Origin of the sequence: Cellulomonas sp. T2.31MG-18 (assembly GCF_964266755.1) — a bacterium.
Lineage (GTDB): Bacteria > Actinomycetota > Actinomycetes > Actinomycetales > Cellulomonadaceae > Cellulomonas.
The window spans coordinates 611381-625473 of sequence record NZ_CAXWGW010000002.1; the positions used below are offsets into that span (position 1 = coordinate 611381).

General features: G+C 74.0%; 16 protein-coding genes. 8 read left to right on the forward strand and 8 right to left on the reverse strand.

Annotated features, from left to right (window positions below; translation table 11 throughout):
- Positions 1-105 precede the first annotated feature (105 nt).
- The 4 genes from ACFQTY_RS10720 (at position 106) to ACFQTY_RS10735 (ending at position 2961) form a co-directional block, all read left to right on the forward strand.
- Positions 106-501, forward strand: coding sequence for a DUF302 domain-containing protein (locus ACFQTY_RS10720; RefSeq protein WP_378100197.1), 396 nt, complete (start codon positions 106-108; stop codon positions 499-501).
- 128 nt (positions 502-629) lie between these two features.
- The gene (locus tag ACFQTY_RS10725) at positions 630-1727 is read left to right on the forward strand and encodes a fatty acid desaturase family protein (RefSeq protein ID WP_378100199.1); all 1098 of its coding nucleotides are present in this window, start codon (positions 630-632) and stop codon (positions 1725-1727) included.
- 152 nt (positions 1728-1879) lie between these two features.
- Positions 1880-2509, forward strand: a complete 630-nt coding sequence (locus tag ACFQTY_RS10730) for a zinc-ribbon domain-containing protein (protein ID WP_378100201.1) — start codon at positions 1880-1882, stop codon at positions 2507-2509.
- Positions 2506-2961 (forward strand): hypothetical protein, encoded by a 456-nt coding sequence (locus ACFQTY_RS10735; protein WP_378100203.1) that lies wholly within the window; start codon positions 2506-2508, stop codon positions 2959-2961. Before ACFQTY_RS10730 ends, ACFQTY_RS10735 begins: the two co-directional genes overlap by 4 nt.
- A gap of 8 nt (positions 2962-2969) precedes the next feature.
- Here ACFQTY_RS10735 and ACFQTY_RS10740 read toward each other — a convergent pair whose 3' ends face one another.
- The 3 genes from ACFQTY_RS10740 to ACFQTY_RS10750 are packed head-to-tail and all read right to left on the reverse strand — an operon-like array spanning position 2970 to position 4308.
- Positions 2970-3338: a fluoride efflux transporter FluC gene (locus ACFQTY_RS10740; RefSeq protein WP_378100205.1), complete on the reverse strand. Its 369-nt coding sequence runs from the start codon at positions 3336-3338 to the stop codon at positions 2970-2972.
- Complete coding sequence (locus tag ACFQTY_RS10745; protein WP_378100207.1) at positions 3335-3769, reverse strand: fluoride efflux transporter FluC; 435 nt, start codon at positions 3767-3769, stop codon at positions 3335-3337. The genes ACFQTY_RS10740 and ACFQTY_RS10745 overlap by 4 nt, the downstream gene beginning before the upstream one ends.
- On the reverse strand, positions 3766-4308 hold the full coding sequence (locus ACFQTY_RS10750; protein WP_291763580.1) for a universal stress protein: 543 nt from the start codon (positions 4306-4308) through the stop codon (positions 3766-3768). Before ACFQTY_RS10750 ends, ACFQTY_RS10745 begins: the two co-directional genes overlap by 4 nt.
- A 184-nt stretch (positions 4309-4492) precedes the next feature.
- Between ACFQTY_RS10750 and ACFQTY_RS10755 the strand changes: the two genes are divergently transcribed.
- The gene (locus ACFQTY_RS10755; protein WP_378100209.1) at positions 4493-4801 is read left to right on the forward strand and encodes a hypothetical protein; all 309 of its coding nucleotides are present in this window, start codon (positions 4493-4495) and stop codon (positions 4799-4801) included.
- Positions 4798-5397, forward strand: a complete 600-nt coding sequence (locus ACFQTY_RS10760; RefSeq protein ID WP_378100211.1) for a hypothetical protein — start codon at positions 4798-4800, stop codon at positions 5395-5397. Before ACFQTY_RS10755 ends, ACFQTY_RS10760 begins: the two co-directional genes overlap by 4 nt.
- Positions 5398-5422: 25 nt before the next feature.
- Here the strand turns inward: ACFQTY_RS10760 and ACFQTY_RS10765 are convergent, their stop codons facing one another.
- From ACFQTY_RS10765 to ACFQTY_RS10775, 3 genes are all read right to left on the reverse strand, one after another.
- Entirely contained in the window at positions 5423-6517 is a 1095-nt protein-coding gene (locus ACFQTY_RS10765; protein ID WP_378100213.1) for a sensor histidine kinase, read from the reverse strand.
- The gene (locus ACFQTY_RS10770; RefSeq protein WP_378100215.1) at positions 6514-7203 is read right to left on the reverse strand and encodes a response regulator; all 690 of its coding nucleotides are present in this window, start codon (positions 7201-7203) and stop codon (positions 6514-6516) included. Before ACFQTY_RS10770 ends, ACFQTY_RS10765 begins: the two co-directional genes overlap by 4 nt.
- A gap of 112 nt (positions 7204-7315) precedes the next feature.
- Positions 7316-8464, reverse strand: a complete 1149-nt coding sequence (locus ACFQTY_RS10775; RefSeq protein ID WP_378100217.1) for a 12-oxophytodienoate reductase — start codon at positions 8462-8464, stop codon at positions 7316-7318.
- A 240-nt stretch (positions 8465-8704) separates the two neighbouring features.
- Here ACFQTY_RS10775 and ACFQTY_RS10780 point away from each other — a divergent pair, with 240 nt between their 5' ends.
- A complete protein-coding gene (locus ACFQTY_RS10780) occupies positions 8705-9547 on the forward strand; it encodes an NAD-dependent epimerase/dehydratase family protein (protein ID WP_378100219.1) in 843 nt (280 codons plus the stop codon).
- Between the two features lie 8 nt (positions 9548-9555).
- On the opposite strand, the gene ACFQTY_RS10785 is transcribed toward ACFQTY_RS10780, so the two are convergent.
- Positions 9556-10311, reverse strand: coding sequence for a rhomboid-like protein (locus tag ACFQTY_RS10785; RefSeq protein WP_378100221.1), 756 nt, complete (start codon positions 10309-10311; stop codon positions 9556-9558).
- A complete protein-coding gene (locus ACFQTY_RS10790) occupies positions 10305-11045 on the reverse strand; it encodes a TetR/AcrR family transcriptional regulator (RefSeq protein WP_378100224.1) in 741 nt (246 codons plus the stop codon). Before ACFQTY_RS10790 ends, ACFQTY_RS10785 begins: the two co-directional genes overlap by 7 nt.
- Positions 11046-11146: 101 nt before the next feature.
- Between ACFQTY_RS10790 and ACFQTY_RS10795 the strand changes: the two genes are divergently transcribed.
- Positions 11147-14092: an MMPL family transporter gene (locus ACFQTY_RS10795; RefSeq protein ID WP_378100226.1), complete on the forward strand. Its 2946-nt coding sequence runs from the start codon at positions 11147-11149 to the stop codon at positions 14090-14092.
- The last annotated feature ends 1 nt before the right edge of the window (position 14093 follow it).

A 14093-nucleotide genomic window follows, 5' to 3' on the forward strand; every position in this document is an offset into this window, starting at 1 on the left:
AGCGGCACCGCTCGGGGGCCTGGCTCGTCGGCGTAGGGCGATCGACGAGAAAATACCCCTAGGGGTATGATGAGCATTCGTCCGCGTCGCCCCAGGAGGACCGCCATGAGCTTCGCCCTCTCCACCACCGTCGACCTCGACTTCGACCGCACCGTCGCCGCGCTGCGCGAGGCGCTGGCCGCCCAGGGGTTCGGCATCCTCACCGAGGTGGACCTGTCGGGCACGCTCAAGACGAAGCTCGACGTCGACGTGCCGAGGCAGTTGCTGCTCGGCGCGTGCAACCCCGCCTACGCCTACCGGGCGCTGCAGGCGGAGGAGCGCGTCGGTCTGCTGCTGCCCTGCTCGCTGACCGTCCGCGCCGGGGCCGGTGGACGGACCCTGGTCGATGCGATGGACCCCGCGCTGATGGTGGAGCTGACGGGCACCTCTGCGCTCACGGAGGTGGCCGCCGAGGTCGGGTCCGCCCTGCGCGCTGCCCTCGACGCCCTCGAGACGCGCTGACCGGCGTGTCGCTCGCTGCGCCCGGCGCGTCGAGCGGCCCCGGTGCCCCGGGGCGTACAGTCGAAGAACACGGGACTTCAGTCCCACACTCGTGGGGGACACCCTCCCGCCTATCCGGAGGGGAACCTATGGACACCCGTACCGTCACGACCGCCGATCCGCCCGTCCTGCGCCCGCGCGAGCGTCAGCTCAGCGAGTTCACCGAGCTCGCCCGCACCGTGCAGGAGTCGGGCCTGATGCGCCGCCGGCTCGGCTGGTACTGGACGCAGTTCGCGGTGGTGACCGTCGGCCTGCTCGCCACGTTCGCCGCGTTCGTCCTCGTCGGGCACTCGTGGTGGCAGCTGGTGGTCGCGGCCCTGCTCGCCCTGCTGCTGGGCCAGGCGATGTTCCTCGGCCACGACGCCGCGCACCGCCAGATCTTCGCCTCCGGCCGGTGGAACGACTGGGGCAGCCTGGTGATCGCCAACCTGTACGCCGGCATGAGCTACGGCTGGTGGCAGCACAAGCACTCGCGCCACCACGCGAAGCCGAACCAGGTGGGCGCCGACCCGGACATCGACATGGACGTGCTGCGCTTCCACAACGAGGACGGGCCGCGCCCGGTCCGCACGGGGCTGCGCCGCTGGTTCCGTGAGCACCAGGGGTGGTTCTTCTTCCCGCTGCTGCTGCTCGAAGGCCTGAACCTGCACCTCTCCGGCGTCAAGACGATCTTCGGCCGTGGGCCCGTGAAGCGGCGGCCGGTCGAGATCGCCTTCATCACGCTCCGGCTGGGCGGGTACCTCGGCCTCGTCTTCTGGCTGCTGCCGTTCGGGATGGCGGTGGCGTTCCTCGCCGTGCAGCTCGCGCTGTTCGGCCTGTACATGGGCATGGTGTTCGCGCCGAACCACAAGGGCATGCCGATCGTGCCGCGGGACAGCAAGATCGACTTCCTGCGCCGTCAGGTGCTGATGAGCCGCAACATCCGCGGCGGGCGGCTGACGGACGTGGCGATGGGCGGCCTGAACTACCAGATCGAGCACCACCTGTTCCCCAGCATGCCGCGGCCGAACCTGCGCCAGGTGCAGCCGCTGGTGCGCGACTTCTGCCGGGCCCACGGCATCCACTACACCGAGGTCAGCGCCGCACGGTCCTACCGCACGGTGGTGCAGTACCTGAACCGGGTCGGGCTGGGCGCTCGGGACCCGTTCGAGTGCCCGATCACCGCGCAGTACCGCGTGGCCCGCTAGCCCGGCCAGGCGGTCCGGCGGGCGTTCGAGTGAATCCGCTCCGCCGGTGGTGCGATCGCCCCTCGCGGTGACCGTGCCGGTGCCACGCTGTGCGCTGTCAACAGTGAGGGTCGAGGCCCTCACCAGGTCGGCAGTGCTCGCAGGGGGACCGCATGATCATCTGGGGCTGGCGCGCGTTCAAGGCGCTGATCGCGACCGGCGTCTTCTACTGCCCACGGTGCCTGGGGGACCGGACGTACCGGCACCTCGCCGCTCGTCGGTGGTTCACGCTGTTCTTCATCCCCGTCATCCCGCTGGAGCGGTTGGGAACCTTCGTCCAGTGCGACGCGTGCCACGGCACGTTCACGGAGGTGGCCCTGGAGGCGCCGACCGTCGCCGTGTTCGAGCACACGCTGGGTCTGGCGGTGCGGGCGGCGGTGGCGCACCTGGTGTCCCGGTTGAGCCCCACCGGTGAGGTCGTCGCGCTGGCCTGCGCCGCCCTGCGGGACCGTCCGGGCGTGGCGCAGCCGTACGACGAGCACCGGCTGCGGGCCGACGTCAACGCCTTCGCCGACCGGCGGACGGCGCTGACCTACGTGGCACCGCTGGCCACCACCATGTCGATCGACGGGCGCGAGGACTTCGTCCGGCGGCTGGTGCTGCTCGGCGCCCGCCTGTCGCCCACCGACCGGTTGCGCGAGCCGGTGTCCGCCATCGCCGCGGAGCTGCAGCTGAGCCCCGCCCACGTGGCGGGGATCCGCGAGCAGGTCGAGGCCGGGATGCGGACCGGGGGGCTGGCGTGATCACGGCGGCTCCGGGCGGCGGTGCGGACACCGTCTTCAACGCTCCGCCGGGGTGGCTGACGCCCGCAGGCTTCGACCCGCGACGGGGCCACCTGCCGGACCCCACCTGGCCGGCGGCCCCCGCCGGGTGGCAGTTCTGGGTCGCCCGACGGCAGCCGCGCGGGCTGGTGCCCGCCCTGAAGCGCGGGTGGTGGGGCCCCGCGGTGGGTGGTGCGGTGGTGGTGCTCCTCGTCCTGGTGGCGTTGCTCCACGGTCCGTCCTCACCGACGGACGGGGTCGGGTCGTGCTGGACCGAGGGGAGCGGCGGCAGGCTGACCTCCGTCGACTGCTCCTCCAGCCGGGCGATGTACCGCGTGTCCTCGGTCGTCGCGCGGCCCGAGCTCTGCTCGAAGCCCTCGCCCGGCTACCTCGAGGGTGCCACCGGGTTCGAGTGCCTCACTGCCATGTCCTGAGCCCCGGGTCAGGGGAGGGTGATCCAGAGGCCGAGGCCGGCGGCGGCGAGCCCGAGCAGAGCCATGCCGACGGCGTGCAGCACCGCCTCGACCGCCGGGCGTGACCCGGTGGCCAGCCGGACCGCCTCGACGCTGGCCGTGCTGAACGTGGTGTAGCCGCCCAGGAAGCCGGTGCCGAGCACCACCTTCTCGTCCGACAGGCCCGGGTACCGCATCGCGAGGCCCGTCAGGGCGCCGAGCAGCAGCGCACCGGACACGTTGATCACGACGGTGCCGAGCGGGAAGGGCAGGCGGTTGTGGCGGGCCACCACACCGTCCACGACGAAGCGCGTCGCGGCACCCAGGCCGCCCGCCAGCGCCAGCAGCACGGGGATCATGCCGGCCTCCGCACCAGCGCCCGCGCGGCGAGGATGCCGACCAGAGCCGCGAGCACCCCGGCGGCGACGCTGCCTGCGACGTACGCCGTCGCCAGCCCGACGCGGCCGGCCCGGATCAGCAGGTCCGACTCCACCATGAAGGTGCTGTAGGTGGTGTACCCGCCCATCACCCCGGTGCCGATGCCGAGCCGCAGGGCCCGACGCCAGCCGTGGTCCGGACCGCTTCGGGCCAGCGACTCGAGCAGCAGGCCCAGCAGCAGGGAGCCGGTGACGTTGATCCAGAAGGTCGTCCAGGGGAACGTCCCGGTGGCGACGGGGTGCAGACGGCCCAGCTCCCACCGTGCGGCGGTGCCGACCGCCCCGCCCAGCACCACCAGTCCCAGCAGACCGGGCCGGCGGTACGCCGGCCCCACGTGCGCGGGCGGCGTCACCGCCACAGCGGCGTCTTCCAGTCGACGACGCCCAGCGGGACGACGAGCACGGGCCGGTGCTGGTGGTGGGACAGCTGCACGGCGACCGAGCCCTCGAGGAACTCCCGCACCCGCGCACCGCGACCGGGGGCGCGCGTGCCGACGACGATCGCGGCGGCGTCCACCGCGCGAGCCAGGTGGGTCAGGGAACGGTCGGGCCGCCCGGCCAGGTACCGGAACTCCCACGGCACGCCGGTGCCGTCCATCACGCGGGTCAACGTCTCGACGATCTGGATCCGCCGGTCCTCCCAGCGGTCGTCGACGGTGTCCGGGTCCACCTCGCCGTGCCGCACGGTGCCGTCCGGGAACTCCTCGAGGACGAACCGGGTGGTGTCGACGTAGGCGAAGTACAGAGGCGGGTTGCCGGCCGCCTGCGACCAGGAGATGGCGGTCAGCGCCACCAGCTCCGGCTGACCGGGCACGATCGCGACCACGATCGGGTGGCCGGCGAACGGCGTCATCCTCGACGGGCTCGGCTGCGGGACCTCGTGCGCGTTCATCGGCACCAGCCTGGCACTGCGCCGGGCCGGGGGCGACACTCGTCTGACCGGCGTCTTCATCGAATCTTCGCAATCGCGACCGGGCGGCCTTCGCGCACGGGGGGGACGCTGGACGTGGAGGGCGGCCGACGAGCGCCGTCCGCGAGCACGACGGAGACCGAAGATGATGCGGTACGGAGGCGGCATGCACGCCGGGCTGTGGGTGGCGATGGGCCTGTTCTGGCTGCTGCTGATCGCGGCGATCATCTGGTTGGTGGTGCAGCTGGCGACGTCCGGCCGCCGCGGCGCGCCACCCGTGCACCGTCCGTGGGGGCCGGGTCCGTGGGGCCGCACGCCGTACGGGCAGGCGCCGGGAGCGCAGGGGCCGTGGACGCAGGGGCCGGAGTCGCCGTTCGAGGTGCTTGACCGGCGCCTGGCCACCGGTGAGATCGACGTGGACACGTACCGGCAGCTGCGCGCGGCGCTGCTCGAGTCGCGGGGCGGGCAGCCATGAGCACCGTTCCTCCCACCGAGCCGGTGCCGACCGCACCGGAGCCCGGCACGCCCCGGCAGGCAGGGGCCGCGCCGACCGGAGCCGGACCGTCGGCCGCCGGGACGACGCCGAACGGTCCCGCGCCCGCCGCGGCGGGTTCCGCTCCGGCCCTGGGCGCGGCCGGACCCGGCCCCGTGCTCCCGCCGGCACGCCGGCGCGGTCCGCTGATCGTGGCCCTGGTCGTCTGCGTCGTCCTGCTGATCGGCTCGGTCGGCGCGACCGTGGCCTGGGCGACCGTCAGCGCGGTGAGCGACCGGGGCGTCCTTCGCCCGTGGGACGGGATGCCCGGCATGCACCGTGGCTGGGACCGCGACGGCCAGCCGTACCAGGGGGTGCAGCCCGGTCAGCGCAACGGGCAGGGCGGTGGCTGGCGGGGCACCGGGCCGGGCGTCGGGCCGGGCTTCGGACCTGGCTACGGGCCTGGCTACGGGCCTGGCTACGGACCTGGCTACGGACCTGGCTACGGACCTGGCTACGGACCTGGCTACGGTCCCGGCATGCACCGCGGGTACGGCCCGGGGCCCGTGCCGAGCCCGTCGGCGTCACCGTCCAGCTGAGCCGTCCGACCGTCGGCGCGAGCCGTCAGCGCGCCAGCGGCAGTCGCAGCGTGAAGGTGGATCCCTGGCCGGGTCCGGGTGAGGACGCGACCAGGGATCCACCGTGCGCGTGCGCGATGCCGCGGGCGATGGTCAGCCCGATGCCGGTGCCGGGCCGCGCGACCGCGGGTCCCACCGGACCCGGTGCTCGGTAGAACCGCTCGAACACCCGCTCGAGGTCGCCCTCGGCCAGCCCGACGCCGGTGTCGCTCACCTCGATCACCGCCTCGTGGCCCTCCGGTCGTGCGAGCACCCGTACCTGCCCACCGGGCGGGGTGGCGGCCAGGGCGTTGCCGACCAGGTTGGTCACCACCTGGGCGACCCGGTCGCCGTCGCCGTCCACCAGCAGCGCCCAGCCGGCCGACTCGGTCTTCAGGTCCAGGCCGGCGTCGTGCAGCTGCGGCCGCAGCCGCTCGGCGGCCCCGATGGCGACGGCGGCGACGTCGACGCGGGTGACGCGCAGGCCGAGGCGGCCCTCCTCGGCCCGCGACAGCGCCCCGAGGTCCTCCGACAGGCGCCGGAGCCGGCGCAGCTCGCCGGACAGCTCGGCGAACAGCTCCGGCTCGGGGGTGAACACCCCGTCCTGCAGCCCCTCGACGTAGCCGTCGAGCACGGTCAGCGGCGTGCGCATCTCGTGGGCGACCTCGCCCAGCAGGCGCATCCGGCGGGCCTCCGTCTCGGCCAGCCGTGCCGCCAGCGCGTTGACGTCGTTGGCCACCCGGGCCAGCTCGGCCTCGCGGGGCGGGGGCACCGGCTCGTCGTACCGGCCGGCGGCGATGCGGTGCGCCGCCGCGGACAGGTCGTCCAGCGGACGCAGCAGCCGCCACGACGACCACGCACCCGCGGCGATCGCCACCGCGAGCGCCACGACGACGCCGATGGCCAGGCCGTGGTTCGACGCGCCGACCGCGAAGTCCCGCGAGACGTGCGAGTCCCACGGCGGCATGTGGCCCGCCATCATGCCGACGCGGGCGTCGTACAGGTGCGGCGTCAGCACGCGGGTGACCAGGTACGCCGTCACCGCTCCGGTGAGCGCGACGAGCGTGTGGCTCAGCAGCAGCCGGGTGGACAGGCGCCTCATGACGGCCTCCCGACGAACTTGTACCCGACGCCCCGCACCGTCGCGATGAACCGTGGCGCGCTGACGTCGTCGGCCAGCAGCCGCCGCAGGCTGCGCACGTGCACGTCGACCACCCTCTCGTCCCCGTAGAAGTCGTCACCCCACACCCGTTCGAGCAGCTGCCGACGGGAGAAGACGCGACCGGGGGAGCGGGCCAGCGCCCCGAGCAGGTCGAACTCGAGGGCCGACGGTGTCACCGGACGGTCGTCCACGGTCACCTCGCGGGCCGCCAGGTCCACGGTCAACCGGTCGAAGCGCAGGCGCTCCGCGTCCGGCTCGTCGTCCCGTGCCCGTCGCAGGACGGCCTTGACGCGGGCCACCACCTCGCGGGGGCTGAAGGGCTTGGTGACGTAGTCGTCGGCGCCGACGGCCAGGCCGACGAGCGTGTCCGCCTCCTCGGCTCGGGCCGTCACCAGCACCACGCCGACGCCCGAGGTGGCACGGATGCGCCGCAGCACCTCGAGGCCGTCGACGTCGGGCAGCATCACGTCGAGCAGCACCACGTCGGGCCGGTCCCGGCGCAGCTCGGCGAGCGCATCGGCCCCCGTCCCGGCCTCGACCACGGTGAACCCGTCCGCCTCGAGGTAGGCGCGCAGCACCCGGCGGATGCCCGCCTCGTCGTCCACCACCAGCACACGCCTGGCCACGTCATCCTCCGGACGGCGCCGGCCGCCGGATGCGGAGGGGCGCCGTGCTGCCGAGCATGCCGGGCGCGGCCCCGGCTGACCAGGAAGCCCCGCTGTGAGCCGGGCGTCGACGTCAGTCGAGCACGCCCTCCAGGCCCTTCTCGTACGGGCGGATGTCGGCGGCCCGGCCCGCACCGACCTTCTTCACCCAGTGCGCGTCGGCCAGCACCGCGCGGCCCAGGCCGACCAGGTCGAGCTCACCCCGCTCCAGCTCCTCGACCAGCGGCGCCAGGCTGAGGGTCTCCTGGCCCTCGGTCTCCGCTCCCATGAACGGCGCGGAGACGCCCACCGAGCCGAGGGCGATCACCGGCCGGCCGGTCAGCTCCTTGGTCCAGCCGGCGAGGGTGCGGTCCGAGCCCTCGAAGGCCGGCAGCCAGTAGCGGCGGGTGGAGACGTGGAACAGGTCGACGCCGGCCTCCGTCAGCGGGACCAGCACCTGCGCCAGCTCGTCGGGCGTCGTCGCGATGCTCGCGTCGTAGTGGCCGCCCTTCCACTGCGAGAACCGGAAGCTGATCGGGTACCCGGGGCCGACGGCGTCGCGGATGGCCGCCACCACCTCGGCCGCGAGGCGGACCCGGTTGGCGGCCGAGCCGCCGTAGGAGTCGGTGCGCTGGTTGGTCCGCTCCCACAGGAACTGGTCCAGCAGGTAGCCGTGGGCGCCGTGCACCTCGACGCCGTCGAACCCGACCGCCTTGGCGTCCGCGGCTGCGCGGGCGAACGCGTCGACCACCGCCGCGATGGTGGCGGCGCTGGCCGGTTCACCCACGGTGCGTCCGGCGGCGTCGATGCCCGACGGGCTCACCACCGGGGCCGACGGCACGGGGTCGCAGCCGGCCCGACGCGTCGCGCCGAGGTGCCACAGCTGGGGGAAGATGCGCGCGCCCTGCGCGTGCACGCCGTCGACCACGGCACGCCACCCGGCCAGCGCACGCTCGCCGTACAGGTGCGGCACGCGGGACGAGCTGCCGGCCGACGGCTCGTCCACGTAGGTGCCCTCGGTGACGATCAGGCCGAGCGACGCCGCGCGGCGGGCGTAGTACGCGGCGACGTCGGCGCCGGGCACACCCTCGGGGGAGAACGCCCGGGTCATCGGCGCCATGACGAAGCGGTTGCGCAGCGTCAGCCCGGGGACCGGCTCGACCGGGGTGAACAGGGGCCCGGGGTCGACGCCGTCCAGCAGGGTGCTGACCAGGGCGGACGGGTGGGACTGCAGCTGGGTCACGAGAGGTCCTTCGGACTCGAGAGGCGCCGGTGGGCCGGCGCGGGTCGTTCTGCCGCGGGCGCGGCCCGCGGGTGGTGCTGGCTGGGCGACGCTAGTCCACGTCCGGGGCGGATCTGCCGCACGGTGCCGTCGCAGGGTGTGAGGTGCGTCTCAGCCACCACCCCGGCCGGGGCGGGGGACGGGTCGCGACCCAGCCGGCTGCCCGGGCGGACGTCGGTGGGCGGTGCTTGGATCGCTGCCGTGAGGATCACGGTGACAGGCGCATGGGGCAAGGCGGGTCGCGCGGTGGTGGCGGACCTGCTGGAGCACGGCTACGAGGTGGTGGCCACCGACCTGACGGGGGTGGCGGGGGAGAACGAGGAGCTGGGCACCGACCTGGTGGTCGCCGACCTGACCGACTACGGCCAGGCGCTCGAGGTGCTCGCCGGCTCGGATGCCGTCGTCCACCTGGGCAACATCCCGGCACCGGGTCGCGCCACCGGGCCGGAGACGCTCAACCGGAACACGGCGGCCAACTCCAACGTGTTCCTCGCGGCGGCCCGCCTCGGGCTGAGCAGGGTGGTGTGGGCCTCGAGCGAGACGACGCTCGGCCTGCCGTTCGACGTCCCGCCGCGGTACGCACCGGTCGACGAGGCGCACTTCCCCGTGCCGACCAGCACGTATGCGCTGTCGAAGGTGCTCGGTGAGCAGACCGCCGAGCACGTGTCGGCGTGGTCCGGCATCCCCTTCGTCGGGCTGCGGCTGTCCAACATCCACCGTCCGGAGGACTACGCGCGGGTGCCGGGTTACTGGAGCGACCTCGGCTCCCGCCGCTGGAACCTGTGGGGCTACGTGGACGTGCGGGACGTCGCCGCCGCCTGCCGGCTGGGGATCGAGGGGCCGACCACCGGATCGCAGAACGTGATCATCGCGGCGGCCGACACGATCATGAACACGCCCTCGGCGGAGCTGATGGCGGCCGTGTTCCCCGAGGTGCCGCTGACCCGTCCGCTGGAGGGGTTCGAGACGCTCCTGGCGATCGACGCGGCCCGTGACCTGCTCGGCTACGTCCCCGCCCACTCGTGGCGGGACCACGTGGGCTGACGGGGCGGTCAGTCGGTCGGGCTGCCGGCCGGGACGGCGTCCTCGAGCACCAGCCGCTCGTCGACCAGCGAGTCGGCCACCAGCTCGTCGAGCGGCGGCTCCGCCTCGGCCGTCGGGTCCACCGGCGCGGGGGCGAGCCGGTAGGCGGCCAGCCCGGTCAGCAGCGCCACCAGGTGACCGAGGTCGGTGAACGTGACGGGCGGGTGCCCCGGCGCCCAGAACGGGAACGTGAAGTCGGCCAGCGCCACGGTGACGTAGAGCGCCTGCCAGCGCGGCGGGAAGCGGTGCGCCAGGATCCCGAGGGCTCCGGCCATCGCGTAGCTGACGCCGTAGTCGAGCACCACCTCGGCGCTGGCCGGCGCCAGCCCGTGCGCCACCTGCATCGCGACAACGCCCTGGCTGATCATCGTGCCGACCACGTGGGCGCCGAACAGCACGGCGAACCAGCGAACGGTGCCCAGCCACCGCTCGACCGTCCAGCTGACGCTGCCCAGCACCAGCAGCAGCCACCACACCGCATGGCCGTCCCACAGCGCGGAGTCGACCAGCACGCGCACGGGCTGGTGCGACAGGTTGGTCAGGTTGGTCGAGGCGGCCAGCAGCCGGTCGCCGAGCTGCTGGTCGCTCAGCTCCTCGCCGAGCACGCCGGTGACCACCAGGGCCGTGAGCCACAGCAGCGTCCCGGGCACGCGGAGCAGACCACCGAGCACGGTGCCGATGGTCGGGGGCCGGGCGGCGAGCCGAGCCCGCAGGGAGCTCAGCACGTCGCGTCGGCGCGCACGGGGACGTCCGTCGCAGCCGGGTGCAGGTCGGTCCGGCGGCCCGGGCCGCCGTCGGGAGCGGCCACCGGCCGCGTCAGCGCGAGCACCAGGCGCACCATCGTGTCGCGCGCCTCCGGCTCCTCGTGCAGGGAGCGGCCTGCGCGGATCGCTCGCTGCAGCATGTCCTGGTAGAGCTCGCCCAGCAGCCGGACGGCCACCCCGTCGGGCAGGACGAACCGCCGCCCGGCCAGGTCGAGCGCGCGCCCGACGATCGCCAGGAGCGAGGTCTCGAACGCCTCCTCGTGCGCGGCGAACACCCCGGCGACCTCAGGGTCGCGCAGGGACATCAGCCGGAACTCGTGGTCGATCAGGCACCACGTCCGGTCGTCCAGCGGACCGGTGAAGAAGTCCAGCATCAGGTCGCCCAGACCGGCCTCGTCGATCGGGCCCGTCACCGCCTCGAGCCGGGGCCGGAGCCGGTCGACCTTCAGGGCGAGTGCAGCGAGCTGCAGGCTGTGCTGGCGCTCCATCAGGGCGGCGAACAGCTCCTCCTTCGTCGTGAAGTTGGAGTAGAAGGCGCCGCGCGTGAACCCTGCGCGCTCGCAGACCTCCTCGACCGTGCTGGCGTGCACACCCTGCTCGGCGAACACCTCGTAGGCAGCGTCGAGCAGCCGGTCGCGCGTGCGCTGCCGGCGGGGGGTCAGCAGGACGTCGGCGGGGGTCGAGATGAGGGTCACCTCCAGCGAGCGTTTGGCGTGTAGCCAGTCTATCGAATACGTTGATGTATCGGATACATCGGCGTATCGATCCCTGCCTCACCCGCCACCCAGGAGCCGTCGTGTCCTCGTTGCTCTACCGGCTCGGCCGCTGGTCGTTCGGCGCCCGCGTGCGCGTGGTCCTGGCGTGGCTCGCGATCCTCCTGCTGGCCCTGGGCGGCGCGAAGCTGCTGTCGAAGGGCACCGACAACACCTTCTCCATCCCGGGCACCGAGTCCGGCACCGCGATGGACGCGCTGAAGCACACGTTCCCGCAGGTCAGCGGCTCCACCGCCCGGCTCGTGGTGGCGGCACCCCCCGGCATGACGGTGCGGGACGACGCCGTGCGCAAGCCGGTCGAGGACGCGGTGACCACGCTGAAGACGATCAGCCAGGTCTCCGCCGTCAGCGACCCGTTCGGCACCCAGGTGACCGGCGGGGTGTCCGACGACGGGTCCGCCGCAGTGGTCACCGTGCAGATGGACGGCCAGAGCATCACGATCACGGACGCCACCCGCTCGGCGTTGATCGCCGAGGAGAGCGCGCTGCGCGCAGCACTGCCGGCCGGCTCGACGGCCGAGCTCGGCGGCGACATCTTCTCGGTGCGGCTGCCCACCGTCAGCTCGACAGAGGCGCTCGGCGTGCTGGTCGCGCTCGGCGTGCTGGTGGTGACCTTCGGCTCGTTCCTCGCCGCCGGCATGCCGCTGGTGACGGCGCTGCTGGGCGTCGGCATCTCCACGCTCGGCATCTCGATCGCGACGCGGTTCGCGACCATCTCCTCGACCACCCCGATGCTGGCGCTGATGCTCGGCCTGGCCGTCGGCATCGACTACGCGCTGTTCATCGTGTCCCGGCACCAGTCGCAGCTGCGCGCCGGCATCGAGGCGCGCGAGTCCGTGGCGCGAGCGCTCGCCACGGCCGGGTCCGCCGTCGTGTTCGCCGGCCTGACGGTGATGATCGCGCTGGTGGGGCTCGCCGTGGCCGGCATCCCGTTCCTCACCGTGATGGGGGTCGCGGCGGCGGTCGCCGTGGGGCTCGCGGTGCTGATCGCGCTGACGCTGACCCCTGCCCTGCTCGGCTTCGCGGGCGACCGGGTGCGGCCCGGGTACCGACGGGACCGGCGTGCCGCGCGGCGCGCGACGAGGGCCGGCACGACGACGGGCGCGGCAGCGCCGGACGGGGCGATCAGCGACGGGACGGCGGCCGACCGGACGACGCCGGACGGCGCGGCCGCCGACCGGAGCACGGTGGCCCCTGCGGCCGTGCCCGGCCGGGCCGCCCACGCCGCGGCCACCGAGCAGTCGGTCGCCGGCGAGCAGCCCGTCGCCACCGCGCACCTGGCCGGCGAGCAGGTGCACCAGAACCGCTTCTTCCTCGGCTGGGTGCGGGCCGTCACCCGCTTCCCGGTGGTCACCATCCTGCTGGTCGTCATCGGCCTGGGCGCCGTCGCGCTGCCCGCCCTGGACCTGCGGCTGGCCCTGCCGGACGCCGGCACGCAGCCGAAGGACTCCCGCGGCCGGATCACCTACGACCAGCTGGCCGAGCACTTCGGCCCGGGCTACAACGGCCCGCTGATCGTCACCGGCACCATCGTGGGGTCCACCGACCCGCTGGGCCTGATGGCGAACCTGAAGAAGGAGATCGAGGCACTGCCCGGCGTGGCGTCCGTCCCGCTCGCCACCCCGAACCAGGACGCCACCACGGGCATCGTCCAGGTGATCCCCACCGGCGGCCCGGACTCGCAGGCCACCAAGGACCTGGTCGCGGCGATCCGCGCCAAGCACGGGTACTTCCGCAGCACGTACGGCGTGGACCTGTCGGTCACCGGCGTCACCGCGGTGCAGATCGACATCTCCGACCGGCTGGGCCGGGCCCTGCTGCCGTTCGGCCTCCTGGTGGTCGGCCTGTCGTTCGTGCTGCTCACCATGGTGTTCCGATCGCTGTGGGTGCCGCTGAAGGCGACGGCGGGGTACCTGCTGTCCGTGGTGGCCGCGTTCGGCGTGGTCGCGATGGTGTTCGAGAAGGGCTGGGGCGCCAGCCTGCTGGGCCTCGACCGGACGATGCCGGTGATCAGCTTCATGCCGATCGTGCTGATGGGCGTGCTGTTCGGCCTGGCGATGGACTACGAGGTGTTCCTGGTCTCGCGGATGCGGGAGGACTACGTGCACGGCGGGGATGCGCGCGCCGCGGTGCGCAGCGGGTTCACCGCCTCCGCCGTGGTGGTCACCGCCGCCGCGACCATCATGTTCTCGGTGTTCGCCGCCTTCGTCCCCGAGGGCGACGTCAACATCAAGCCGATCGCGCTGGGCCTGGCGGCCGGGGTGTTCGTGGACGCCTTCGTCGTCCGCATGACCCTCGTTCCCGCGGTGCTGCAGCTGCTCGGCGACCGGGCCTGGCACATGCCGCGCTGGCTCGACCGGGTGCTGCCGAGCTTCGACGTCGAGGGCGAGGGCCTCGCCTCGGAGCTCGCGCTGGCGCAGTGGCCGGAGCCGGGTGCCGACGACGCGGTGGCGGCCGCCGGGCTGCGGCTGGACCGGCCCGACGGGTGGCCGCTGTACGACGGCGTCTCCGTCCGGCTCGCCACCGGCGGTGCGCTCGTCGTCGCCGGACCGCACCGCAGCGGCCGCACCGCCCTGTTGCTGACCATCGCCGGCCGCGCGCACGCCGACGCGGGGACGCTCAAGGTGGCCGGTCTGGTCGCACCGGTGCGGGCCCGGGACATCCGTCGCGCCGTCGCGTTCGCCCGGCTGGCGCGAGCGACCGACCCGGTCGACGAGCTGCGCCAGGCGTTCGCGGCCCGCACGCCGATCGTCGCGATCGACGACCTCGACGCCGTCGGCGACCCGGTGCTGCGCCGGGCGGTGCACGACGAGCTCGCGTTCGAGCTGCGCACCGCCGCCGCGGAGGGCCGCCCGCTGTCCCTGGTCGTCAGCGCGCAGACGGCCGACGCCGTCGGCGGCCTGCTGCCGGTGCCGCCCACCGCCACGGTCACGCTGGCCGCCGCCCCCGAGCTTGCGAAGGTGCTCTGAG